21 protein-coding genes and 1 pseudogene are annotated in these 22,419 nt (G+C 74.3%); 12 read left to right on the top strand and 10 right to left on the bottom strand.

The annotated features are described in order from the left end of the window. Positions 1-96 precede the first annotated feature (96 nt). Positions 97-741, bottom strand: a complete 645-nt coding sequence (locus tag ABT015_RS36260) for a TetR/AcrR family transcriptional regulator (protein WP_350887102.1) — start codon at positions 739-741, stop codon at positions 97-99. A gap of 147 nt (positions 742-888) precedes the next feature. Between ABT015_RS36260 and ABT015_RS36265 the strand changes: the two genes are divergently transcribed. Together ABT015_RS36265 and ABT015_RS36270 are read left to right on the top strand one after the other, a co-directional pair. Next, positions 889-1,926 carry an aldo/keto reductase gene (locus tag ABT015_RS36265; protein ID WP_350887104.1) on the top strand — a complete coding sequence of 346 codons (1,038 nt, stop codon included), beginning with the start codon at positions 889-891 and terminating at the stop codon, positions 1,924-1,926. A gap of 50 nt (positions 1,927-1,976) precedes the next feature. Further along, a complete protein-coding gene (locus ABT015_RS36270; RefSeq protein WP_350887107.1) occupies positions 1,977-2,543 on the top strand; it encodes a GNAT family N-acetyltransferase in 567 nt (188 codons plus the stop codon). Positions 2,544-2,556: 13 nt separating this feature from the next. Here ABT015_RS36270 and ABT015_RS36275 read toward each other — a convergent pair whose 3' ends face one another. After that, a complete protein-coding gene (locus tag ABT015_RS36275; RefSeq protein ID WP_350887110.1) occupies positions 2,557-4,623 on the bottom strand; it encodes an MDR family MFS transporter in 2,067 nt (688 codons plus the stop codon). A gap of 229 nt (positions 4,624-4,852) precedes the next feature. Here ABT015_RS36275 and ABT015_RS36280 point away from each other — a divergent pair, with 229 nt between their 5' ends. Continuing rightward, positions 4,853-6,322 carry an MFS transporter gene (locus tag ABT015_RS36280; RefSeq protein ID WP_350887112.1) on the top strand — a complete coding sequence of 490 codons (1,470 nt, stop codon included), beginning with the start codon at positions 4,853-4,855 and terminating at the stop codon, positions 6,320-6,322. Positions 6,323-6,355: 33 nt separating this feature from the next. Here ABT015_RS36280 and ABT015_RS36285 read toward each other — a convergent pair whose 3' ends face one another. Both ABT015_RS36285 and ABT015_RS36290 read right to left on the bottom strand, forming a co-directional pair. Continuing rightward, the gene (locus tag ABT015_RS36285; RefSeq protein WP_350887115.1) at positions 6,356-7,207 is read right to left on the bottom strand and encodes an ABC-2 transporter permease; all 852 of its coding nucleotides are present in this window, start codon (positions 7,205-7,207) and stop codon (positions 6,356-6,358) included. Further along, positions 7,204-8,115 carry an ABC transporter ATP-binding protein gene (locus ABT015_RS36290; protein WP_350887118.1) on the bottom strand — a complete coding sequence of 304 codons (912 nt, stop codon included), beginning with the start codon at positions 8,113-8,115 and terminating at the stop codon, positions 7,204-7,206. The genes ABT015_RS36285 and ABT015_RS36290 overlap by 4 nt, the downstream gene beginning before the upstream one ends. 132 nt (positions 8,116-8,247) lie before the next feature. Between ABT015_RS36290 and ABT015_RS36295 the strand changes: the two genes are divergently transcribed. Both ABT015_RS36295 and ABT015_RS36300 read left to right on the top strand, forming a co-directional pair. Next, the gene (locus ABT015_RS36295) at positions 8,248-9,438 is read left to right on the top strand and encodes a sensor histidine kinase (protein WP_350887121.1); all 1,191 of its coding nucleotides are present in this window, start codon (positions 8,248-8,250) and stop codon (positions 9,436-9,438) included. Continuing rightward, positions 9,435-10,139, top strand: coding sequence for a response regulator (locus tag ABT015_RS36300; RefSeq protein ID WP_350887124.1), 705 nt, complete (start codon positions 9,435-9,437; stop codon positions 10,137-10,139). Before ABT015_RS36295 ends, ABT015_RS36300 begins: the two co-directional genes overlap by 4 nt. Positions 10,140-10,150: 11 nt before the next feature. Here ABT015_RS36300 and ABT015_RS36305 read toward each other — a convergent pair whose 3' ends face one another. The 4 genes from ABT015_RS36305 to ABT015_RS36320 form a co-directional block, all read right to left on the bottom strand. Next, the gene (locus ABT015_RS36305; RefSeq protein WP_350887127.1) at positions 10,151-10,990 is read right to left on the bottom strand and encodes an SAM-dependent methyltransferase; all 840 of its coding nucleotides are present in this window, start codon (positions 10,988-10,990) and stop codon (positions 10,151-10,153) included. 129 nt (positions 10,991-11,119) lie between these two features. Next, positions 11,120-11,881 carry a hypothetical protein gene (locus ABT015_RS36310; RefSeq protein ID WP_350887130.1) on the bottom strand — a complete coding sequence of 254 codons (762 nt, stop codon included), beginning with the start codon at positions 11,879-11,881 and terminating at the stop codon, positions 11,120-11,122. A 119-nt stretch (positions 11,882-12,000) separates the two neighbouring features. Further along, positions 12,001-13,014, bottom strand: a complete 1,014-nt coding sequence (locus tag ABT015_RS36315; RefSeq protein WP_350887133.1) for a DUF1648 domain-containing protein — start codon at positions 13,012-13,014, stop codon at positions 12,001-12,003. Beyond that, positions 13,011-13,358: a GntR family transcriptional regulator gene (locus tag ABT015_RS36320; RefSeq protein ID WP_350887136.1), complete on the bottom strand. Its 348-nt coding sequence runs from the start codon at positions 13,356-13,358 to the stop codon at positions 13,011-13,013. Before ABT015_RS36320 ends, ABT015_RS36315 begins: the two co-directional genes overlap by 4 nt. A 136-nt stretch (positions 13,359-13,494) precedes the next feature. Between ABT015_RS36320 and ABT015_RS36325 the strand changes: the two genes are divergently transcribed. The 5 genes from ABT015_RS36325 to ABT015_RS36345 all read left to right on the top strand — a co-directional run bounded on the left by ABT015_RS36325 (position 13,495) and on the right by ABT015_RS36345 (position 20,223). Beyond that, entirely contained in the window at positions 13,495-15,900 is a 2,406-nt protein-coding gene (locus ABT015_RS36325) for a sensor histidine kinase (RefSeq protein WP_350887139.1), read from the top strand. A gap of 215 nt (positions 15,901-16,115) precedes the next feature. After that, positions 16,116-16,667, top strand: a complete 552-nt coding sequence (locus tag ABT015_RS36330; protein ID WP_350887142.1) for a universal stress protein — start codon at positions 16,116-16,118, stop codon at positions 16,665-16,667. 3 nt (positions 16,668-16,670) lie between these two features. Then, positions 16,671-17,087 carry a hypothetical protein gene (locus ABT015_RS36335; protein ID WP_350887145.1) on the top strand — a complete coding sequence of 139 codons (417 nt, stop codon included), beginning with the start codon at positions 16,671-16,673 and terminating at the stop codon, positions 17,085-17,087. A 378-nt stretch (positions 17,088-17,465) separates the two neighbouring features. Further along, a complete protein-coding gene (locus tag ABT015_RS36340) occupies positions 17,466-19,037 on the top strand; it encodes an APC family permease (protein WP_350887147.1) in 1,572 nt (523 codons plus the stop codon). A gap of 127 nt (positions 19,038-19,164) precedes the next feature. Then, entirely contained in the window at positions 19,165-20,223 is a 1,059-nt protein-coding gene (locus ABT015_RS36345) for a Clp protease N-terminal domain-containing protein (RefSeq protein WP_350887150.1), read from the top strand. Between the two features lie 136 nt (positions 20,224-20,359). Here ABT015_RS36345 and ABT015_RS36350 read toward each other — a convergent pair whose 3' ends face one another. After that, positions 20,360-20,776, bottom strand: coding sequence for a DUF3592 domain-containing protein (locus ABT015_RS36350; protein ID WP_350887152.1), 417 nt, complete (start codon positions 20,774-20,776; stop codon positions 20,360-20,362). A gap of 144 nt (positions 20,777-20,920) precedes the next feature. Further along, positions 20,921-21,118: a DUF397 domain-containing protein gene (locus ABT015_RS36355; RefSeq protein WP_350887155.1), complete on the bottom strand. Its 198-nt coding sequence runs from the start codon at positions 21,116-21,118 to the stop codon at positions 20,921-20,923. A 403-nt stretch (positions 21,119-21,521) separates the two neighbouring features. Here ABT015_RS36355 and ABT015_RS36360 point away from each other — a divergent pair, with 403 nt between their 5' ends. Beyond that, a complete protein-coding gene (locus ABT015_RS36360) occupies positions 21,522-21,959 on the top strand; it encodes a hypothetical protein (RefSeq protein ID WP_350887158.1) in 438 nt (145 codons plus the stop codon). Positions 21,960-22,117: 158 nt separating this feature from the next. Beyond that, a pseudogene (locus ABT015_RS36365) lies at positions 22,118-22,216 on the top strand (SAM-dependent methyltransferase); the annotation flags it as partial. Positions 22,217-22,419 lie beyond the last annotated feature (203 nt).

Below are 22,419 nucleotides of genomic sequence, written 5' to 3' on the forward strand. Positions count from 1 at the left end.
GCTCTCCCGATCCCCGGGCCCCCCCCGGGACCGCCCCCCCCCCCGCGCGCGCGGGCGCCCCCCTCCCGGCGCCGCCGGCGGCGTTCCCGGCCGGTCTCAGCTGCTCTCCCGCCGGTGCGCCCCCGCCCGGGCGGCCGCCTCGGCGGCGGCCGCGGCGCGGTCGGCGGCGGCCTCGTCGAGCGGCTCGGCGGTGGTGAGCATCCGGTAGTAGAGCGGCGCGGAGACGGCCCGGACCACCTCGAACGCGTCGGTGTCCGGCGGGAGTTCGCCGCGTTCGACGGCTTCGGTGACGCACGGCGCCCACTCCTCGACCCGGCGCAGGTAGAAGTGCCGCAGTGCCTCGGCGGCGTCCGGGTCGCAGGTGGCGGCCACGATCACCGCGCGGAACAGCGCCCCCTGCCGGGGGTCGGCCAGCGTGCGCTGGACCAGCCGGGCGTTGGCCCGCAGGTCCTCGGCGAGGGAGCCGCTGCGGGTGCGCGGCAGTGACTGCTCGGCCATGTCCGCGAGCAGGTCGGCGACCAGCGCGCTGGTGGTGCCCCAGCGCCGGTAGACGGTGGTCCGGCCGACCTCGGCCCGCTGGGCGACGTCGCCGAGGTCGAGCCCGCTGAAACCGTGCTCGACCAGGGCGTCCTCGGCGGCCCGCAGGACGGCGGTGCGGACCCGGGCGGTGCGGCCGCCGGGGCGCCGCGTCCCGGGCGTGGGGTTCTCCGGAACGTCCGGGGCGGAGGGCTCGGCAGTCATTAACGGGATTCCTGTTCCATTAGGTCGATGGACCCTGCTAAGGTCGAACCATCCTAACGGAATGGGAGTCCCGTTAAGGGCTCCGAGGGGAGAACTGCCATGGAAACCGGCACGACAATCAGCACGGCAACCGGCACGACAGCCGCCATGGAATACCGCCGACTCGGCTCGTCCGGCCTCAAGGTCCCGGCGCTCAGCCTCGGCACCGGCACCTTCGGCGGCCGTGGACCGCTGTTCGGCGCCTGGGGCACCACCGACGTCCAGGAGGCCCGCCGCCTGCTCGACATCGCCATCGACGCCGGAGTCACCCTCTTCGACACCGCCGACGTCTACTCCGACGGCGCCTCCGAAGAGGTCCTCGGCCAGGCCATCCGCGGCCGCCGCGACCAGGTGCTCGTCTCCACCAAGGCCGGACTGCCGACCGGCGACGGCCCGCAGGACGCCGGCACCTCCCGAGCCCGCCTCACCAGGGTCGTCGACGACGCGCTGCGCCGCCTCGGCACCGACTACCTCGACCTCTTCCAACTGCACGCCTACGACGCCGGCACCCCGATCGAGGAGGTGCTGGCCACCCTCGACGACCTCGTCCGGGCCGGCAAGATCCGCTACACCGGCGTCTCCAACTTCTCCGGCTGGCAGCTGATGAAGTCCCTCGCCGTCGCCGAGCGCCACAGCCGCCCCCGCTACGCCGCCCACCAGGTCTACTACTCGCTGGTCGGCCGCGACTACGAGTGGGAGCTGATGCCGCTCGCCCAGGAGGAGGGCGTCGGCGCCCTGGTGTGGAGCCCGCTCGGCTGGGGCCGTCTCACCGGCCGGATCCGCCGCGGCCGGCCGCTCCCGGCCGACAGCCGGCTGCACGACACCGCCGACTACGGGCCGCCGGTCGAGGACGAACTGCTGTACCGGGTGGTCGACGCGCTCGACGGGATCGCCGCCGAGACCGGCCGCACCGTCCCGCAGATCGCCATCAACTGGCTGCTGCGCCGCCCGACCGTCTCCTCCATCATCATCGGCGCCCGCAACGAGGAGCAGCTGCGGCAGAACCTCGGCGCGGTCGGCTGGTCGCTGACCGACGAGCAGGTCGCCCGGCTCGATGCGGCCAGCACCCGCACCGCGCCGTACCCGTACTTCCCCTACCGCCGGCAGGAGGCCTTCGCCCGCCTCAACCCGCCGCTCGTGGGCTGAACCGGGTAATCCGCTTGCCGTGCCGCCCGGCCTGCGGCAAGGTCCGCACCATGTCCGAACTGCACGAACCCGAACTGCACGAACCCGAACTGCGCGCGCCCGACCTGCACGAGTCCGACCCGCACGAACCGGAACTGCGCCGTCTCGGCTCCGATGACTGGGCGCTCTGGCGCGAGCTGCGCCTGGCCGCGCTGACCGAGGCACCGTACGCCTTCGGCTCCACCCTGGCGGACTGGCAGGGCGCCGGCGACCACGAGGCCCGCTGGCGCTCCCGCCTGGAGATCCCCGGGGCCCTCGACCTGGTCGCGGTGCTGGACGGCCGCCCGGTCGCGATGGCCACCGGAGTCCCGGCCGACGAGGTCGGGGCGGCCGCCGAGCTGATCTCCCTGTGGGTCGGCCCGGCGGCGCGCGGCCGGGGGGTGGGGGACCGGCTGATCGGCGCGATCGCCCGCTGGGCCGCCGAGCAGGGGTTCACCACCCTCAAGCTGGCGGTGAACCCCGACAACGACGCGGCCATCGCCCTCTACCGCCGCAACGGCTTCGCCGAGACCGACGAGCCCGGCGATCTGATGGCCGACGGCGTGCGGCGCGAACTGATCCTGGCGAGGAAGCCCTAGATCCGGCGGTGGCCTAGGTTCGCGCGGCGTCCTTCGAACGGGCGTGGGCCGGAAGGCCGTTGGCGAGGTCCTCGACCATCAGGCGCCAGGCGACGGCGGTCGCCGCGGTGTGCAGCTGGGGGCTGCGCGGGCGGCCGGCGTCGGCGTCCAGCCGGGCGTTGAGCCAGTCCGACCAGGCCTGGGCGAGGGCGCGAACCTCCTGGGTGCCGGCCTCGGTGGGGGAGAGCCGGTCGCCGTCGCGGGTGAGGTAGCCCTCGGCGGCCATCCGGTCGAAGACCGGCTCCAGGACCTCGGGCGGGATTCGCTTGCGGGCGGCGATGAGGTCCAGGGAGGCCTGGCCGACGGCCTTGGTGTGGCCGGCGACCTCCATCAGCGCCCAGGCCCCGGCCAGGTCGACCCGGGTGTCGGCGTCGTCGACGATCGAGCGGACGGTGTCGAGGTCGACGCCGCGCACGAGCTTGCCGACGGCGTACTCCAGGTGTGGGTCGGAGTCGCTGGTGGTCGGCTGGGCGAAGCCCTCGCCCATGTCGGTGGAGCCGGCCCGGGCGGTGTCCCGCAGCTGCACCTGCTTGAGGAAGAGCGCGACCACGAACCCGACCAGGGCGACCGGCACCGTCCACAGGAACACGGTGTGCAGGGCGTCGGAGTAGGCCTGGACGATCGGGGCCGCCTGCGCGGCGGGCAGCCGGTGCAGGCCCTGCGGGCTCTCGGCGGCCCGGGTGAGCAGCGTCGGGTCCGCGCCGGTGAGGCGGGCCGAGTCGGCCACGCCCCGGGCGAGTTCGGTCTTGAGGCTGTTGGCGTAGATGGTGCCGAACACGGCGGTGCCGAAGGAGCTGCCGATGGTGCGGAAGAAGGTCACCCCGGAGGTGGCGGTGCCGAGGTCGGTGTAGTCGACGGTGTTCTGCACGGCGATGGTGAGCACCTGCATGCTCAGCCCGATGCCGGCGCCGAGCACGAACATGTAGAGGGAGGCGAGCGCGGTGCCCGTGCCGGGTTCGAGCCGGGAGAGCAGGTAGAGGCCGACGGCCATCACCAGGGTGCCGACGATCGGGAACACCCGGTACCGGCCGGTCTTGCTGACGGCGTTGCCGCTGGCGATGGAGGCGAGCAGCAGCCCGATCACCATCGGCAGCGTCCGCACGCCGGAGACGGTCGCCGAGTCGCCGTCGACGTACTGCAGGAAGGTCGGCAGGAAGGTCAGCGCGCCGAGCATCGCGAAGCCGACGATGAAGCTGAGCACCGAGCAGACCGCGAACACCGGGTTCCGGAACAGCCGCATCGGCAGCATCGGTTCGACGGCCCTGCTCTCCACCCAGCAGAACAGCCCGAGGGCGACGGCACCGCCGGCGAACAGGGCGATGATCACCCCGGAGCCCCAGGCGTACTCGTTGCCGCCCCAACTGGTCGCCAGGATCAGGGCGCTGGCGCCGACGGCGACCAGTGCGATCCCCAGGTAGTCGATCACCGGGCGCACCGCCGAGCGCACCGAGGGGATGGTCCGGGCGGCCGCGATCACCACCAGGATCGCGATCGGCACGTTGACGTAGAACGCCCAGCGCCAGGACAGGTGGTCGGTGAACAGCCCGCCCAGCAGCGGCCCGATGACCGTGGCCACGCCGAACACCGCGCCGATCGCGCCCTGGTACTTGCCGCGCTCGCGCAGCGGGATGACGTCCGCGATCAGCGCCATGGCCGTCACCATCAGGCCGCCCGCGCCGATGCCCTGGAGTGCCCGCCAGGCGATCAGCAGCGTCATGTTGGTCGCCAGGCCGCAGAAGAACGAGCCGGTGATGAAGACGACCGCCGAGACCTGGAAGAGCAGCTTGCGCCCGTACAGGTCGCCGAACTTGCCGGCCAGCACGGTGGCCACCGTCTCGGCCAGCAGGTAGGCCGTCACCACCCACGACATGTGCGCGGCCCCGCCGAGGTCCGCGACGATGGTGGGCAGCGCGGTGCCGACGATGGTCTGGTCGAGCGCGGCCAGCAGCATGCCGAGCACGATGGTGCCGAAGACGACGTTGCGCTGCCGGACGTCCAGCACCGGCGGGGCGGTCGGCGGGGTTTCGGTGGCGGCGTTCATGTCCTCAGCCTCCGGGGCACCAGGGGAGGCCGCGATCGGGTTCGGCCGTCCGGGTGAGCGGCGGCGCGGGCGGCGCAGCCCGGCTGGCGGCGCCGGGGCCGCGCCGTCCACGATGGCCGTTCGGAGGGGGCCGCGCGCGGCGGGCGGGCAGCCGGACCGGGAAGACCGGTCGACGGCCGGCCGCCGGACGCGCAGCCAGACGACCGCCGGACGCCCGGAAGGTGCCCCCATGACGGCCCAACCCCCGTGCAGCACCCCGGAACAGCAGCCCGGCGCCGCCGCCGCCGGTCGGCGGGCCGAGGCGCGGCGCTGGCGGGCGCTGACGGTCTGCCTGGTCGCCGGGTTCATGACGCTGCTGGACGTCAGCATCGTCAACGTCGCCCTGCCGACCGTGCGGGCCGGGCTGCACATGTCCGACAGCGGCCTGCAGTGGGTGCTCAGCGGCTACGCGCTCGCCTTCGGCCTGGTGCTGGTCCCGTCCGGGCGGCTCGGTGACGCCCGCAGCCGCCGGGCCGTCTTCCTCACCGGGCTCGCCCTGTTCACCGCGGCCAGCGCGCTGGCCGGGGCGGCGCAGAACCAGGAGTGGCTGGTGCTGGCCCGGCTGTTCCAGGGCGCGGCCGGCGGGGTGCTGGTGCCGCAGGTCTCCGGCTTCATCCAGGTCCTGTTCCAGGGCGCCGAACGCGGTCGGGCCTTCGGCGCGCTCGGCGCCACCATCGGTCTGTCCACCGCCGTCGGCCCGCTGCTGGGCGGCCTGCTGATCCACCTGTTCGGCCCGCAGAACGGCTGGCGCTGGGTGTTCCTGGTCAACCTGCCGATCGGCGTCGCGGCCCTGCCCATCGCCTACCGGCTGCTCCCGCCGCCCCCGCCGGCGGCCACGCGGGCCGGGCACCGGGACTTCGACCCGGTCGGGGTGCTGCTGCTCGGTGCCGGGACGGTCGCGCTGCTGCTGCCGTTCGTCCAGGCGCAGCAGTGGCACGGCTCGACGCGCTGGCTGCTGCTGCCGCTGGCGGCGGTGCTGCTGGGGGCCTTCGTGGGCTGGGAGCGGTACTACGCGCGGGGCCGGGAGCCGCTGGTGAGCATGGCGCTGTTCGCGGTGCGCCCGTACGCGGCGGGGGTGGCGCTGTCGCTGGTGTACTTCGCCGGGTTCACCGCGATCTTTTTCATCTTCACGCTCTACCTCCAAGCCGGCCTGCACTACTCGGCGCTGACGGCGGGCCTGGCGATCACGCCGTTCGCACTGGGCTCGGGCGTGTCGGCGGCGATCGGCGGACGGCTGGTGCACCGGCTCGGCCGCCGGCTGGTGCTGCTCGGCCTGGTGCTGGTGCTGGCCGGCCTGCTGGCCTCGGCCCTGGCGGTGCAGCTGTGGACGGGGTGGGCGATCGGCTGGGCGACGGTGGCGCCGCTGCTGGTCGCCGGGGTGGGCAGCGGGCTGGTGATCGCCCCGAACCAGACCCTGACCCTCCAGCAGGTGCCGATCGCCCGGGCGGGCAGCGCCGGAGGCGTCATGCAGACCGCCCAGCGGGTCGGCTCGGCGGTCGGCATCGCCATCGTCGGCTCGGTCTTCTTCGCCCACGCCCAGGGCCCGCGCCCGGATTGGGCGCTGGCCTTCCAACTGGGCGTGACGGTCGCGGCGGGCCTGGTCCTGGCGGCGCTGCTGGTGGCGCTGGCGGACCTGGCGGCGGGCCGCCGCGACGGGTGAGCACCGCTCCCGGCGCCGCCGCCGGACGGCTGGTCAGTGGTCGCGGCGCTGGACGACGGCCACGGCGACCACCACCGAGGCGAGCGCCCAGAGCGCGAACGTGGCCCAGGAGCCGGCGACGGTGGCCGGGTGCGCCGAGGGCAGCGAGTGGGTCAGGTCGACCTGGGCCAGCCGGCGCCAGGCCTGGAGCGGCATGGCGTGCAGGAGGTCGGCGGACCAGCGGTAGCGCTCGTTGAAGAACGCCGGCAGGAAGAACAGCACCAGGACGGTGCCCACCACGGCTCCGGCGGTGTGCCGGATCAGCGCGCCGAGGGCGAATCCGGCGAGGGCGCAGACCGGGGCGAACAGGACGGCGGCCGCGACGAAGCGCGGTGCGGCCGGGTCGGTGACGGAGACGCCGATGTGGGTGTCGGCGAGGACCGCCTGGCAGGCGCCGAAGGAGACGCCCGCGGTGACGGCGCCGTAGCCGAGCATGACCGCGGTCAGTACGCAGGCCTTGGCGGCGATCACGGCCCGGCGGTCCGGGACGGCCACCAGCGTGGTGCGGATCAGCCCGCTCGCGTACTCGCCGACCAGGACGAGCGCGCCGAGGCTGCCCGCGACGATCATCACGACGTCGGCGGCGATCATGGTGAAGGAGGTGCCGAGCGCGGCCTGCAGCATGGTCGCCGGATCGCCGTCGCCGACGGTGTAGTGGTCGGAGGTGTACCGGGCCGCCTTGAGGTTGGCGGCGATGACGAACAGGGCGCTCAGGCCCAGCACCCAGACGGTCGAACGCAGGGACCAGAACTTGATCCACTCGGCGGCGAGCAGGTCGCCGAAGCGGGCGCGCGGCCGGGGGAGGGGCCGGGGACGGGACTGGGGGGTGGTGGTCGCGGTGCTCATCGGGGCTCTCCGGCCGGGTAGTCGACGCTGTCGGCGGTCAGTTCCATGAACGCCGACTCCAGGGAGGCGGCACAGGTGGTCAGGGCGTGCAGCAACAGGCGCTGCTCCAGGGCGAGTTCGCCGATCCGGGTGGCGTCCAGGCCGGTCACGGCGAGCGCGCCGTCCGGGCCGGGACGGACGGTGGCGCCCGCCGCGGTCAACACGGCCGCCAGCCGGTCGGGTTCGGCCGCCCGGACGGTGACGCCGGTGCGGCCGGCCCGGGCGGAGAACTCCGCCAGGCTCTCGTCGGCGATCAGCCGGCCCTGGCCGATCACCACCAGCCGGTCGGCGGTGTGCTCCATCTCGGCCATCATGTGGCTGGAGACGAAGACCGTCCGCCCTTCGGCCGCGAGGCGGCGGAACAGGCCCCGCACCCACAGCACGCCCTCGGGGTCGAGGCCGTTGAGCGGCTCGTCGAAGAGGAGGACGGGCGGGTCGCCGAGCAGCGCGCCGGCGATGCCGAGCCGCTGCTTCATGCCCAGCGAGTAGCCGCCGATCCGGCGCCCGGCGGCCTTGGTGAGCCCGACTTCGTGCAGCACCTCCTCGACCCGCGCGGCCGGGATCGCGTTGGCGCGGGCCAGCGCCCGCAGGTGGGCCGCGCCGGTGCGCCCGCCGTGGACGTCGCCCGCGTCGAGCAGGGCGCCGACGTCGCGCAGGCCGCGTGGCCGCGCCCGGAACGGGCGGCCGTCGACGGTGGCGGTGCCGCCGGTCGGGTCGTCGAGGCCGAGGATCAGCCGCAGGGTGGTGGACTTGCCCGCGCCGTTGGGGCCCAGGAAGCCGGTCACATGGCCGGGCCGGACGGTGAAGGTGAGGCGTTCGACAGCCGTGGTGCGGCCGTAGCGCTTGGTCAGCTCGGTGACTTCGATCATGGGCCCCACGGTGCCGGGCGGGGCCGGGCCGCCGCATCGGACCGGCGCTGACACCGCGGGCCCCGGCCGTCACCCCCGGTCGTACAACCACGGTCCGATGACGGCGATTCAGGCCGTCGATACGATCTTCGTATGCTTGCGACGCCGCCTCCGCCCCTGTTCCGGCGCATTTCGCCCGAGGTCTGGGTCGGGCTCGCCTGGTGCGTGGCCGCCGCCTACCCCGCCGTCCTGCTCGGCGGCAACGCCCGGTACCACGGCGGGGCCGCCGCCCACGGCGGCCTGGCCTTCACCCTGGCCGACACGGTGGTGGCCTTCGCCGGCGCCGCGCTGGTGCGCCGCCTTCCGGTGCTCGCGGTCGCCCTGCTGTTCGTCGCCGCCTTCACGGAGACCGACGGCTGGGCCGCCGACACCCAGGTGCCGCCGGCCTCCCTGCTGGCCGTGGACGTCGCGCTCTGCCTGATCACCGCCACCCGGCCGCGCCGCAGCTCGCGGGCCGCGTTCGCGCTGGTGATGAGCCTGCTCGTGCTGCACATCGGCCTGGTGCACGGCAACACCGTCGGCATCTTCACCGGTACCCACATCGGCTCCGCCGACGGCGCCGCGCTGCTCGCCCTGGTCGCCTGGCTGATCGGCCGCTCGATGCGGCAGAACCGCGAGCACGCCCGGGCGTCGAGCGCCCGGGCGGCCACCGAGGCCGTCACCGCCGAACGGCTGCGGATCGCCCGCGAGATGCACGACACCGTCGCCCACACCATCGGCATCGTCGCCCTCCAGGCCGGCGCCGCCCGCCGGGTCGTCGACACCCGCCCCGAACGGGCCAAGCAGGCACTGGCCGAGATCGAGAACGCCGGCCGGGACACCCTGGCCGGGCTGCGCCGGATGCTCGTCGCACTGCGCCAGGCCGACGGCGAGACGTCGGCGACCACCCCTCAAGGTCTGGCGAACCTCGACCGGCTGGCCGCCGCGACCACCGCCGCCGGCGTCCGGGTCGAGGTCCGGCGGCGGGGCGAACAGGGCCCGCTGCCACCGGAGATCGACCTCTCGGCGTTCCGCGTCATCCAGGAGTCCGTCACCAACGTGGTGCGGCACGCGGACACCCGCTCCTGCGAGGTCCTGGTCGACCGCCGCACGGCGGGCGAGGTGGCCGTGGAGATCACCGACCGGGGCCGGGGCACGGGAGGTGGTCGGGGCGCCGGCTTCGGCCTGGCCGGGCTGCGCGAGCGGGTCGGCCTGCTGGACGGCGAGTTCGAGGCCGGGCCGTGCCCCGAGGGCGGCTTCCGGGTCGCCGTCCGACTGCCGATCCCCGGGGAGGTGACCGCATGACCCGCGTCCTGCTGGTCGACGACCAGCCGCTGGTCCGGGCCGCGCTGGAGATGGTCATCACCGAGACGGCCGACGTCGAGGTGGTCGGCGAGGCCGGCACCGGCGCCGAGGCCGTCCGGCTGGCCGGCGAACTGCGGCCCGACGTCGTCGTGATGGACCTGCGGATGCCCGGTATGGACGGTATCGAGGCCACCCGCCTGATCACCGGCGGCGGTGGGCCGACCAGGGTCGTCGTGCTCACCACCTTCGACGACGACGACCACGTGTACGCGGCGCTGCGCGCCGGGGCGTCCGGCTTCCTGGTCAAGGACATGGCGCTGGACGACATCCTCGCCGCCGTCCGGGTGGTGGCCGCCGGGGACGCCCTGATCGCACCGAGCGTCACCCGCCGGCTGATCTCCTCCTTCGCGGACCAGCGGCCGGCCCCGGGCCCGGTGGCGGCTCCGGCTCCGGCCCCCGCGCCGTCACCGGCCGCCGCACCGGCCGCCCGGCGGCTGGGCGCGATCACCGACCGGGAGCGGGAGATCCTCACCCTGGTCGGCCGGGGCCTGTCCAACACCGAGATCGCCGCCGAACTGGTCCTCAGCATCGCCACCGTGAAGACCTACATGACCAGGCTGCTCGCCAAGCTCGACGCCCGCGACCGGGTCCACCTCGTCATCCTGGCCTACGAGGCGGGCCTGGTCACCGTCCCCGGCTGACGTCGGCGGGCTCAGCGCTTGATCGCCACGCCCGCGTACATCGCGATGTCCTGGTCGCGGATCGGCGCGGCCCCGGCGTCCGGGCGCCAGTGGTGGACCAGGGTGACGCCGGGGTCGAGGAGGTCGTAGCCGTCGAAGAAGGCCGCGGTCTCCTTCTGGTCGCGGATCTGCAGCGGGATGCCGCGAGCGTTGTACTCCCGGCCGACGCCGCCGACGCCCACCGGGTCGGTGTCCCCGGTGAACACGGTCAGGGCGAGGAAGCTGCCCGGTGCCAGGGCGTCCATGAAGCGGCGCACGATGCCCTGCGGGTCGTCCTCGTCGAGCACGAAGTGGACGATGGCGATCAGTGACAGCGCCACCGGCTGGGAGAAGTCGAGGACCTCGCGCAGCCGGGGGTTCTGGATGATCGACTCCGGGTCGCGGAAGTCCGCGTCCACGTAACAGGTGCGGCCCTGCGACGTGCTGGACATCAGGGCCCGCGCGTGGGTGAGCACGATCGGGTCGTTGTCGACGTAGGCGACCCGCGCGTCCGGGGTGATCGACTGGGCGATCTCGTGGACGTTGGGCGAGGTGGGGATGCCGGTGCCGATGTCCAGGAACTGCCGGACGCCGTGCTCCTCGGTGAGGTGGCGGACGGCGCGCTGCATGAAGTCGCGGGTGGTGCGCATGGAGATCGGCAGCGACGGCCAGGCCTGCACCGAGGCGTGCGCGGCGACGCGGTCCGCCTCGAAGTTGGTCTTGCCGCCGATGAGGTAGTCGTAGACCCGCGCCGAGTGCGGTACGTCCATCCGCAGATCCACCGACGGGTACTCCTCCTGCGGACCGCGCCCTGCCCGGACCTCGTTCGACATACTCGTCCTCCCGTTGCTGGGGTTCCGTCACCGGCCGCCCTGGTGGCGGGCCTTGGTGCGCATGGTAACGGTGTTCCGGGACGACAAGATGACCATCTCTTGGGGTTAAGGCCCCCTTAAGAGCGCATCCTAGGGCTGGGCCGCCGGGCTGCCGGTGGCGGGGGAGCCGCTCTGCCCCGGGAGGAGCGGATGGTGCCCGTACGATCGACCGGCGGCGGCGAGTTCGAGCGCGGCGCCGGTCCAGGCGGCACCGAAGGCCCAGGTCGAGAACCACTCGCACAGGTACAGCGGGTGGATGGCCCAGTCCGTGCCGATGCCGGCCACCCCGGCGATGACGGCGAGCGCCAGGAGCACCAGGATCAGCACCCCGGCCGCCAGGTAGGCCCGGCTGACCCAGGACGGCTGGGCGGAGCGCGGGTTGCGGAAGGAGTAGACGCAGAACATCGCCAGCACGAAGAGCAGCAGTCCGGCGAAGGCGTAGTGCAGCAGGCCGACCGCGCTCTGGAACGCGGTGGCGCCCTGCGGCGCGGTCGGGCACAGGGCGACCCCGAGCGCGAACACGCCGGCGGCGGTGCTCCAGCGGTCGTCACGGCGGTCGGAGCGGTAGCAGATCAGGAACACCCCGAGCGCGCACAGGCCGCCCACGAAGAGGTTCCGGGTGCTGGTGTAGTACGAGCCGCTCATCGAGGCCGGCCAGAAACCCGCGGTGCTCTGGCCCCTGAGTTCGGCGAACAGCCAGTTCCCCAGGGGTAGTGCGAGCGGCAGCAGGATGCCGATCAGTCCGACGCCGAGTCGTAGGAAGGTGATGGTCCGTTCGTCCTGGTTGGTGCCTCCCCGGGCGTCGACCGCGTCGCGCTCCGGGTCTTCCGTCGTCCGCCGTTCGTGGGTCACGGACGCCTCCTTGCCCTCTGCACTGTGAGCAGCTGTCAGCTGGTGTACCCACGGTGCGGCCCCTGTCCACACCACCTGAACGGGCGGTTTGAAGACGGACCCCAGCGGCGTGACGGGGGTCAGCCGGTGGGGCTGGCGGACCTGGCGATGAGGGAGTTGAGCAGGGCCGCGCCGCGCTCGGCGTCGTCGACGCTCACGGCGAACTCGCGCCCGCGCCGGGTGCGGACCACCAGGCAGACGCCGCGGCGCACCATCACGGTGGTGCCGAGGCCGTTGACGCGGTAGCCCCAGCCGCCGGCCTGGGCGGGGGTGCGCAGTTCGGCGCGGGCCGAGTCGAGGTCGGCGGGGGACCAGCGCCGGCTGGGCCAGCCGAACGGGCCGAAGCCGACGGACAGACCCTGCGCGGTCACCCGGACCTTGACCGAGGCCGAGCACAGGACGATGGGGGAGGTGGTGACGAACGGCACGACCGTCGCCCAGCTGAACCCCATCAGCCCGCTGGCCGGGGCCAGCACGCCGACCAGCGCGCCCAGGGCGAGGACACAGGCGCCCAGTTGCAGCCACGGGTTGGCGGCCTGGGAGAGCCAGACCAGCTGCTCGCCCGGCGCGGTCGCCGGCGCCGGGATCCGGGCCGCCGGGCGCGCCCCGGTGGGAGCGTCGACGCGCGGGCGGACGGCCAGCCAGGTCAGCACGCCGGCCAGGCCCGCCGCCACGACCGGGACGACCACCTCGAAGCCCATCGGCGCGGCCTCCTGCCAGCGCGCGCGGTCCAGGTTGGCGTGCACGATGGAGGTCTGCGCCCCCGTCAGGAGCACCCCGACGGCCGCCAGCGCCGCCCCGGTGGCGCCGCCCGCCGTCCCGACCCGGAACCGGCGCGCGGCCGCGGCGGCCAGCACCAGCACCAGCCAGACCCCCGCCGGGAACAGCGCGGCGGCCGTCAGCGACATGGAGCCGTCAGGGTCCCGCCCGCTCCAGTGGGTGGCGAGCGGGTCCGGCAGCCGGTGGCGCGCGGCCCACGGCAGCGCGATCAGCAGGGCCAGGACGCCCGCCGACCAGGCCACCGCGCCCCAGAGCGCGCCGCGCCCCGCCCCGGGCTCCCGGCGCTCCTTCGCTATGAGCTTCCCGTCCGTCACGACATCCCCCTGATCATGTCCACGAGATCGTTCCTGCTGTAGCCGGCCCGGGCCGCATCGGCGACCAACTGCCTTACCCGTTCGGCGAGTTCGGATCGCGTTTCGGCGCCTTCGGTGACCGTGACGCCACGGCCCCGGCGGAACTCCAGCACGCCCTCGTCGCGCAGCGTGCGCAGCCCGCGCAGGACGGTGTTGGTGTTCACCCCCAGCGCCCGGGAGAGCTCCCGGGCCGGCGGCAGCCTGTCCCCGGGGGCGCACTCGCCCTCGGCGACGGCCCGCCTGATCGCACCCGCCACCTGCTCGTGCAGGGGGCGGGCGTCGCCGGTGTCCAGCTTCAGCAACATGGTGCTAATGACTATAGCACCATGTTGATCTTGTGGCGGTCCCCTCGTACACCCCGCCACCCGCCGGAGCGTCCGTCCCCTCGCGCACCCCGGCGCCCCGACGGAGCATGGACACCGAGGAGGTGGCGGCACGGCGGTGAGCGGACGACTGAGGGTGTTCCTGGGGGCTGCGCCGGGGGTCGGCAAGACGTGCGCCATGCTCGCCGAGGGCCGCCGGCTGCGCGACGACGAAGCCCTCGACGTCGTCGTCGGACTGGTCGAGACCTACGGCCGCCGGGGCACCGAGCACCAGCTCGGGGACCTGCCCGTACTGCCCCGCCGCACCGTCGGCCACCGCGGCACCACCCTCACCGAACTCGACGTCGACGCCCTGCTCGCCCGCCGTCCGCAGCTCGCGCTCGTCGACGAACTCGCCCACACCAACGCCCCCGGCGGCCGCCACCCCAAACGCTGGCAGGACGTCCGGGAACTCCTCGACGCCGGCGTCGACGTGGCCACCACCGTCAACATCCAGCACCTGGAGAGCCTCAACGACGTCGTCGAGCAGATCACCGGCGTCGCCCAGCGCGAGCGGATCCCCGACGAGGTGGTCCGCGCCGCCGACCGGATCGAACTCGTCGACCTCAGCCCGCAGGCCCTGCGCACCCGGATGGCCCAGGGCGCGATCTACCCGCCGGACCGGATCGACGTCGCCCTCGACCACTACTTCCGGGCCGGCAACCTCGGCGCCCTGCGCGAACTCGCCCTGCTCTGGCTGGCCGACCGGGTCGAGGAGGAACTCGCCGACTACCGCGCCCGGCACGGCATCCGGGCGCCCTGGGAGACCAAGGAACGCATCGTCGTCGCCCTCGACGGGGCCCCGCAGGGCGAGCACCTGATCCGCCGCGGCGCCCGCACCGCCACCCGGGTGCACGGCGACCTGATCGGCGTGCACGTCCGGCCCGACGACGGCGCCACCGTCCACGAGCCGCCCGCCCTCGCCGGCCAGCGCGCCCTGCTGCACGAACTCCACGGCGGCTACATCGAGGTCGACGGCAACGACACCGCCCGCGCCCTGGTGGACTTCGCCCACGCGGAGAGCGCCACCCAGATCCTGCTCGGCCCGACCAGCCGCAGCCGCCTGCGCGAACTGGTCTCCGGCTCGGTGATCAACCGCGTCATCCGGCTGGCCGGCCCGATCGACGTCCGGGTCGTCCCCCCTCCCCAGCCCGGCCTGCTGGCCGTCCTGCCCGCACCCCGGCGCCGCCGCCCGGCCGCCGTCCCGCCGCGCCGCCGGCGTCTGGCCTGGCTGACCGGCCCGGCCGCGACGGCCGCCCTGGCCTGGGCGCTCTCCCCGCTGCGCGACTCGCTCGCCCTCCCCGGCGCCCTGCTCTGCCTGCTGCTGGCCGTCGCCGCCACCGCCCGGCTCGGCGGCCTGCTGCCCGCCGCGGCCAGCACCGCCGCCGGGGCGCTCGCCGCCGACTACTTCTTCACCGCGCCCTGGCACAGCCTCGCCGTCACCCGCGGCGCCGACCTCGCCGCGCTCCTGCTCTTCCTCGCCGTCGCCGGGATCATCGCCCACCTCATCGACGGCCTCACCCGCCGCTCACAGCAGGCCGACCGGGCCCGCGCCGAAGCGGCGGTGCTGGCCCGGCTGGCCGGGGCGGCGGTCGAATCCGGCGCCCGCGCAGTGCCCGACCTGGTCGCCGACCTGCGCCAGGTGTTCGGCCTGGAGGGCGCCGCCGTCCTGGTCCGCACCGGTCAGCTCTGGCGCCCCGCCGCCGCGTCCGGCACCGCCCTCCCGCAGCGGCCCGAAGAGGCCTCGCTCGCCGTCGACCTCGGCCCGGACGCCGTCCTGGCCCTGCGCGGACCGGCGCTCACCGAGCAGGACACCCGACTGCTCGGCCCCTACGTCACCCAGCTGCGACTGGCCCGGGAACGCGAACGGCTGGCCGCCCAGGCCGCCGCCGCCGAGACCCTCGCCCACACCGACGCCCTGCACACCGCGCTGCTGGAGGCCGTCGGACAGGACCTGCGGGCCCCGCTCGCCGCGCTGCGCCGCGAGGCCGCCGACCTGCCGGGGCCGCCGGGGCGGCGGATCGCCGCCGAGGTACGGCGGATGGAAGGCCTGGTCGCCGACCTGCTGGACCTCGACCGGCTGCGGGCCGGCGAGCAACCGGTGCTGCTGCGGCCGACCGCCCTGGCCCCGGTGCTCGCCGCCGCGCTGGCCGCCCTGCCCGCCGAGCAGAGCGGTGAGCGGCGCGACGTGCGCCTCGCACTCCCGGACGGCCTGCCGCCCGTGCTCGCCGACGCCGGCCTGCTGGAACGCGCCCTCGCGAACGTCCTGGCGGGGGCCGCCGGGCCCGCCCTGGTGGACGCGGGCGCGGTGGCCGGGCGGATCCACCTCCGGGTGCGGGCCCCCGGCCCGGCCGCCGACGGCACCGGCCTCACCGTGGCGCGGGGCTTCGTCGAGGCGATGAACGGCGAGCTCACCGTCGAGCCGTCCCCCGCCGGCGGCACCGCCTACACCCTCGACCTCGCCTGTGCCCCGCACCCGGCTTAGCCGGCCGGTGGCCGGGCGGCGGTCGGCGGGCCGTTCGCGTATGGAGCGCGTTGGGAAGGCGGCTCGGGGCGTCAGGAAGGCGTCAAGGACGGGCGGCGGGCGGCCGGGGCGGCGGTTGGGTGGAGGACGACACGCCAGGTGACACACCGGGCGACAGGCCGGGCGACATGCCCGGCGACACACCGGGTACCGGAACGACGACGCGAGGACGGACCATGCACGGCAACGGGCGGCACCAGGGCAGCGGCACCGGCAGGGTGGTGGTCGGGGTCAGCGGATCGCTCGGCAGCCTCGCCGCCCTGCACCGCGGCGTGGCGGAAGCCCGCAGCCGTGGCGCCGAACTCGTCCCGGTACTCGCCTGGGAGCCGCCCGGCGGCGAACTCGGCTACCGCCGCTCACCGTGCCCGCCGCTGCTCGCCGCGGTGCGGGAGGCGGCCGAACAGCGGCTGCGGGACGCCCTCGACGCGGCGTTCGGCGGCGCCGACCCGGGCGTGCCGCTGCGCCCGCTGGTGATCCGGGGCGAGACCGGTCCCGCCCTCGTCCAGGCCGCCGACCGGCCGGAGGACCTGCTGGTCCTCGGCCAGAGCGGCGGCCTGCTGCGCCGCCGGCTGCGGCGCTCCGTCACGGCGTACTGCGCGCGCGAGGCGGGCTGCCCGGTGCTGACCGTCCCGGTGCCCGAGCTGCTGCACGAGCTGGAGGCGCTGCACCGGCGCACCCGGTGGCACCTGCCGGTCGCGGCGCCCGAACCCGTCGCCGCGAAGGGGTAGCGCGTGCGGATGTACGCGGCCCGGCCGGGCGGACGGCGCTACCGCCCGGTCCTCGAACGGTTCTCCGCCCCGACCTCGGGCACGGTGGCCCTGCTCGCCGGCGGCGTCCTGGCGATGGGCCTCGGCGGGCTCGGCGAACTGCACTCCGGCCGGCTCGCCTACGTCGCCTACCTCGGCCTGTGCGCGATCCTCGGCGCATTCTCCCGGCCCCGGGCGGCGCCGCTGATCGGACTGGCCGCCTGGCTGTGCTGCAACGCCTTCGCCGAGCACCGGCACGGCGAACTGGGCTGGGCCGGGCCCTGGCCGGAGGGCTCGCACTTCGCGATGTTCACCGCCACCGCCCTGCTGGTGGCCCTGCCCACCACCCTGCCGCGCCGGACGGTCCGGGTGGCGCGGCTGCGGTTCGAACAACTCGGGTGAAACCCCACAGACGGTCCCTCACCGGCCTTCGGTCCGGCGGGCGGACCACGCCGAGACCAGGGCTCCGGCCGGTACTCCGGAACCCTCGGCAACCGGTGGAAAACAGGTAGGAGGCGCGCGGCGCCGTGGCGGCGGAGCGGTCGCCGTTCGGACAGCGGGCCCGCCGAGCCAGGCGGGCACCGCCGCGACCGCACCACGGCCCGCGCCGCGCGTCGTCCGTCCAGTCCAGCAGTCCGGCAGTCCGGCAGCCCTGCCGCCGGGCCGACCGCTCGCCGCCGCCCCTGATCGCCCCCGGGCCGCCCGCCGGGGGCGGCGTTACGCTGAGACGACCAGATCCGTCCTCGCGGCCCCCGCTGCGCACTCAAGGGGGTGGGGCCAGTGCCGGCGTCCCCGACCAGCCCCCCGACCGGCGGTCCCCGCGACCGTCCGACGGGTTCCGGGGCGGGCGAGAAGGGCCTGAAGACCGGCGCCCTGGGCCTGCTGTCCTCGGTGTGCATCGGCCTCGCCTCCACCGCGCCCGCCTACAGCCTCGCCGCGACCCTCGGCATCGTCGTGGTCGGCGTCGGCCTCCAGGCGCCGATCGTCACCGTCCTGGCGTTCATCCCGATGCTGCTGATCGCCTACGCCTACAAGGAGCTCAACGCCGCCGACCCGGACTGCGGCACCACCTTCACCTGGGCCGCCCGGGCGTTCGGCCCGCGCACCGGCTGGATGGGCGGCTGGGGCATCGTCGTCGCCGACGTCATCGTGATGGCCAACCTGGCGCAGATCGCCGGGGTGTACGGCTTCCGGCTGGTCGGCCTGGACTCGCTCGCGGACAGCCGGGTGTGGACGACCACCGCCGGAGTGGTGTGGATCGTCCTGATGACCGGGATCTGCTACATCGGCATCGAGCTGTCCGCCACCCTGCAACGCCGGCTGCTGGCCGTCGAGGTGGTGATGCTGGTCGCCTTCTCGCTCACCGCGCTCGTCAAGGCGTACGGCTCCGCCGCGCCCCCGACCGCCATCCCCGTCGACGCGTCCTGGTTCAACCCGTTCAACGTGCCCTCGACCTCGGCGTTCACCGCCGGCATGCTGGCCGCGGTCTTCATCTACTGGGGCTGGGACACCGCCGTGTCCGTCAACGAGGAGACCGCCGACTCCGCCCGCACCCCCGGCCGCGCGGCGGTCATCTCCACCGTGCTGCTGCTCGTCATCTACGTCCTGGTCGCCACCTCGGCGCAGTCCTTCGCCGGGGTCGGCGCGGACGGCATCGGGCTCGGCAACCCGGCCCACTCGGGGGACGTGCTGTCCGGCCTCGGTGACGCGGTGTTCGGCACCAGCGGGATCGGCGCGGTGCTCAGCCGGCTGCTGATCCTGATGGTGCTGACCTCGGCCGCCGCCTCCACCCAGACGACGATCCTGCCCACCGCCCGCACCACCTTCTCGATGGCCACCCACCGGGCCATCCCGACCGGCTTCGCCCGGGTGCACCCGCGCCACCGCACCCCGACCTGGTCGACGGTCGCCATGGGCCTGGCGTCGATCGCCTTCTACGTCCTGCTCACCGCGATCAGCGGCAACGTGCTGGCCGACTCGATCGCCTCGGTCGGCCTCGGCATCGCCTTCTACTACGGCCTGACCGGCTTCGCCTGCGTCTGGTACTACCGCCGGGTCCTCACCCGCAGCGTCCGGGACTTCGTCTTCAAGGGCGTGCTCCCGCTGGCCGGCGGCCTGATGCTGCTGTACTTCTTCGCCTACGGCGCCTTCGACGTGTACGCCGACCCGGACTACGGCGTCACCTCGATCGACCTGCCGGGCATCGGCCCGGTCGGCGGGGTGACGGTGATCGGGCTGGGCGCGCTGCTGCTCGGCGCGGTGCTGATGCTGGTGCAGCGGGCGGTGCAGGGGTCCTGGTTCCGCCACCCGGACGTCCCGGTGAGCGCCGCCGACCCGGCCTCCGCGCCTTAGCTCCTGTCCTGAACCGCCGTCGCCTCGAACCGGCTGGTTCTGACGTTTCCTTGACGCGTGGTCACGTGTAAAGCACGAGCAAAGCAGGCATATAGTTCGGGCAAAGCATCGTGGTGGGAGGGGCCGGATGGAGACGACGCTGGAACCGGACTGGCGCACGCTCGGCGTCCTGGGCGCGGCCCGGGGCGCGCGCGGCGGGAGCGACGGCCGCCTCGGGACGGAACACCTGCTGGCCGCCGTCGCCGGGGCGAAGGGCCCGGCCGGCGAGGCACTGTCGGCCGCCGGGGCGACCGCGACCGCCCTGCTCGCCGTCCTGCGTGACCGCCAGGGCGGGATCGACACGGCACGCTGGGGCTCGGACGACGGGGCCGGTGCGAGCGTGCCGGCCCGCGACGTGCTCGGCCCGACCGGGGAGCGCGGCCTGCTGCTCAGCGGCGCCGCCGCCCGCGCCCTGACCGGCGCCATGGAGCAGGCCCGGCAGGACGGCGAGCGGAAGTTCAGCGCCGAACACCTGTTGCGCGCCCTGCTCGCCGATCCGCACGCCCGGGCCGCCGAACTGCTGCACGCGGCGGGCCTCGCGCCGGGAGCGGTGCTGATGCGACTGGCGGCGCCCGCCGGCCCCGACGCGCCGGACGGTCCCGGTGCCCCGGGCGCCCCCGACGACCTGGACGACCTCGACCCGCTGCTGCGCCCCACCCGGGACGCGCTGCTCGGCCGCACGCCGTACCGGTTGCCGCGCTGGAAGCGGCTGCTGGTGCCCGGCTTCGCCAAGATGAACATCGCGGTCGCGCCGATGGCCTGGGTCCGGCTGGAGGTCGACGGGCAGGCGCAGCGCCTCGGCCGCCGTGCGCCCGGCACCGAGCACGTGCTGCTGGCCGTTCTCGCCGTGCACGAAGTCGCCTGCCGGCATCCGCAGTTGGCCGGGGAGGGCGGCGCGGACCCGGCCGAGCGGCACGCGGGCGGGGTGCGGCTGGCCCGGCTCGGCCTGGACTACGCCCGGGCCCACGCCGCGCTCACCGCCGGGCGGGTGCCGCTCGCGGCCGACCCGCGAGCGGTCGAGGTCTACCTCTCCGGCGCCACGGACAGGCAGGGAACCGGGCCGTTGGTGGAGACGCTCCTCTCGGAGGAGACCCGGGCCCGGCGGCTGGTCGAAGCCCTGTGCGGCGACCGGCCTGATCAGCCCTGATCACATCTTGATCATTTTCTGGTCGCCGCCGACAGCCACCACCGTCATCACCTGAGCCGGGAACGGTGTCGGGCCCGCCCCACGACCGGGCGGGTCCGGCGGGGGAGTCGCAGGCGAGCGCGACCGCCGGGCAGCCTCACAGGACGGTGACCGCCAGCGTGATCGCGGCCAGCACCATCAGTAGCCCGAGCACCATGAAGCCGAACTCCAGGGGCCTGCGCTCGCGGCCCTCCACCAGGACCTGCCGGGGGTCGGCCGGGTCGTAGCGGACCTGCACGTGGCCGCCGTCCGGCAGCGTGTGGCGCGGGGTGGACGGGACGGGCGAGAAGACCTCCACCACCCGGCCGTCCTCGGTCTCGAACTGCAGCAGCGGGCGCGGCGGCAGCGCTCGGTCCTCCGGGGCGGGGACACGGGCGCGCACCAGGGCGAGGGCCGGGACGCCGACCCGGCGCAGCCGCCGCAGGTCGCGCAGGCCGACCACCCCGGCGAGGTAGGCGACCACGCCGCCCAGGCCGCCGAACACCACCACGGCGAATCCGGCCGTCCCGCCCACCGCGCCTCCCTGTCCGAATCGCCCCCGGACACCCCAGTATTGCCGACCGCGGGCACTCCTGACGCCCGGAACCGTCCAGTCCACGGCGGGACCCCGCCACTCCGGAAAAGGGGGCGGCGGGGCCCTCAGGGCAGCGCGCGTACGTCAGACGTCGCCGAACTCGCCGGTACGGACGGCGGAGACGAAGGACCGCCAGGCGTCGGCCGGGAAGACCAGGGCAGGGCCCTCGGGGTCCTTCGAGTCGCGGACGGGGACAACACCGGGGACGTTGGCGGCCACCTCTACGCAAGCGCCGCCGTTGTCGCTGTACGAAGACTTGAACCACTGAGGCTCGGCGGTCACGGTAGATCCTCTCTTGGTTTCCTGCCCGTGTTGAAACACCAGGATGAGACCAGGGCGGCCTACGGCGGGGTCGTCGAGCTCTCTGCGTTGATGTTCAGTGGCCGTCGGTCCAGAAGAAGTTAATCAGCGTGACCGCCGCTCCGCACAGGATCGCGGCACCGTACGGTCGTGCCCGGGACGCACTGTCGGGGTCAGTATCGATCACGGCTTGGTCCTCCTGTCGGCGTGCGGACGTGGCTCGTCCGACAGGCGGGTGCACCGACCGAGCCCGTCCGCGACCGCAGACGGTGACCCCATCGGGACGGGGCGACGCGCCGGAGGTCGGGAATGGCCGCGACGTACAATCGCAGCGAAGGCGAAGCGCCAGGCCGAGATTCCGGCACCGGGGTGGGGGAGGGTCAGGATGTTCGGCTCGAAGAAGAAGCTCAACGATCTGATGGCGCAGCTCAGGCCCGACCTGAGTCGGGAATCGCTCGGTGTCGGGCCCGACTTCCCGGGCGTCGCCCCGAACCCGTTCCTGAGCAGTGATGCGCGGAAGCGCAATGCGGAACTGCGTACGGGGGCGCTTGCGCTCGGCGTTCTCGTCGACTGGCGGGAGGTCAACGGCAATCCACGCGTGATCCTGATGTTCGACGTGGAGACCGCCGACGGCATCTCGTTCCGCGGTATCGCAGACGAAAACCTGACGATCACCGAGCTCACCCGACTCGCCCCAGGGCAGACGTTGCCCGTGCGCTACCGGCCGGCCGTCATGGACCACTACGTCGCCCTTGCCCGGGACGCGGACCCCGCCCACGTGCAGCAGCTCTCTGACGAGATCGCGAGCCGCAAGCGGACCTGACCCGAAGCCATTGGCCGGATCAGGTCGAACTGGTGCAAGCCGGGCGCGCTTTCAGCACCTTCAGCAGTCCTCCAGGGCGTATCTGGCAAAGGTTGAGCGTTCTGGCTGGAACTCTGTTCCCGTGTCGCGTCTTCAGTTGCTCTCGGATGCCCAGTGGTCTGGCCGGTGCCGGCCTCGTCACAGTGGCTCGGTTGCTCCACGACCCAGCGTCCGAGCGGGGCTTCCTCGACACCCACTTGCTGGCCCGCCGCCCGTAGAGCGTGCCCTGGGTCAGGGTGGTGTGGATCATCCGCGTGGATGAAGCTCGTCGCTCTCGGCGTACGGCATCAGGGAGCGGCCAGCCAGGAGACCCCGCGACTCTGGAAGGCGGTTTCTAGGGATCGTTGCAACACGTGGTCGGTTGTTCAGGCCGCGATGAGTTTATGCAGGCGCTCGGCTGGGGTTTCCCAGCCGAGCGTTT

The organism is Kitasatospora sp. NPDC094016, from assembly GCF_040304045.1.
GTDB lineage: Bacteria > Actinomycetota > Actinomycetes > Streptomycetales > Streptomycetaceae > Kitasatospora.

Excerpts from the sequence above, each read along its gene's own strand:
- ABT015_RS36270 (WP_350887107.1), top strand. The coding sequence starts at position 1,977 with ATGTCCGAACTGCACGAACCCGAACTGCACGAACCCGAACTGCGCGCG.
- ABT015_RS36360 (WP_350887158.1), top strand. The coding sequence starts at position 21,522 with ATGTTCGGCTCGAAGAAGAAGCTCAACGATCTGATGGCGCAGCTCAGG.
- ABT015_RS36260 (WP_350887102.1), bottom strand. The coding sequence starts at position 741 with ATGACTGCCGAGCCCTCCGCCCCGGACGTTCCGGAGAACCCCACGCCC.
- ABT015_RS36330 (WP_350887142.1), top strand. The coding sequence starts at position 16,116 with ATGCACGGCAACGGGCGGCACCAGGGCAGCGGCACCGGCAGGGTGGTG.
- ABT015_RS36290 (WP_350887118.1), bottom strand. The coding sequence starts at position 8,115 with ATGATCGAAGTCACCGAGCTGACCAAGCGCTACGGCCGCACCACGGCT.
- ABT015_RS36305 (WP_350887127.1), bottom strand. The coding sequence starts at position 10,990 with ATGTCGAACGAGGTCCGGGCAGGGCGCGGTCCGCAGGAGGAGTACCCG.
- ABT015_RS36280 (WP_350887112.1), top strand. The coding sequence starts at position 4,853 with ATGACGGCCCAACCCCCGTGCAGCACCCCGGAACAGCAGCCCGGCGCC.
- ABT015_RS36265 (WP_350887104.1), top strand. The coding sequence starts at position 889 with ATGGAATACCGCCGACTCGGCTCGTCCGGCCTCAAGGTCCCGGCGCTC.
- ABT015_RS36300 (WP_350887124.1), top strand. The coding sequence starts at position 9,435 with ATGACCCGCGTCCTGCTGGTCGACGACCAGCCGCTGGTCCGGGCCGCG.
- ABT015_RS36295 (WP_350887121.1), top strand. The coding sequence starts at position 8,248 with ATGCTTGCGACGCCGCCTCCGCCCCTGTTCCGGCGCATTTCGCCCGAG.
- ABT015_RS36320 (WP_350887136.1), bottom strand. The coding sequence starts at position 13,358 with ATGTTGCTGAAGCTGGACACCGGCGACGCCCGCCCCCTGCACGAGCAG.
- ABT015_RS36285 (WP_350887115.1), bottom strand. The coding sequence starts at position 7,207 with ATGAGCACCGCGACCACCACCCCCCAGTCCCGTCCCCGGCCCCTCCCC.
- ABT015_RS36345 (WP_350887150.1), top strand. The coding sequence starts at position 19,165 with ATGGAGACGACGCTGGAACCGGACTGGCGCACGCTCGGCGTCCTGGGC.
- ABT015_RS36275 (WP_350887110.1), bottom strand. The coding sequence starts at position 4,623 with ATGAACGCCGCCACCGAAACCCCGCCGACCGCCCCGCCGGTGCTGGAC.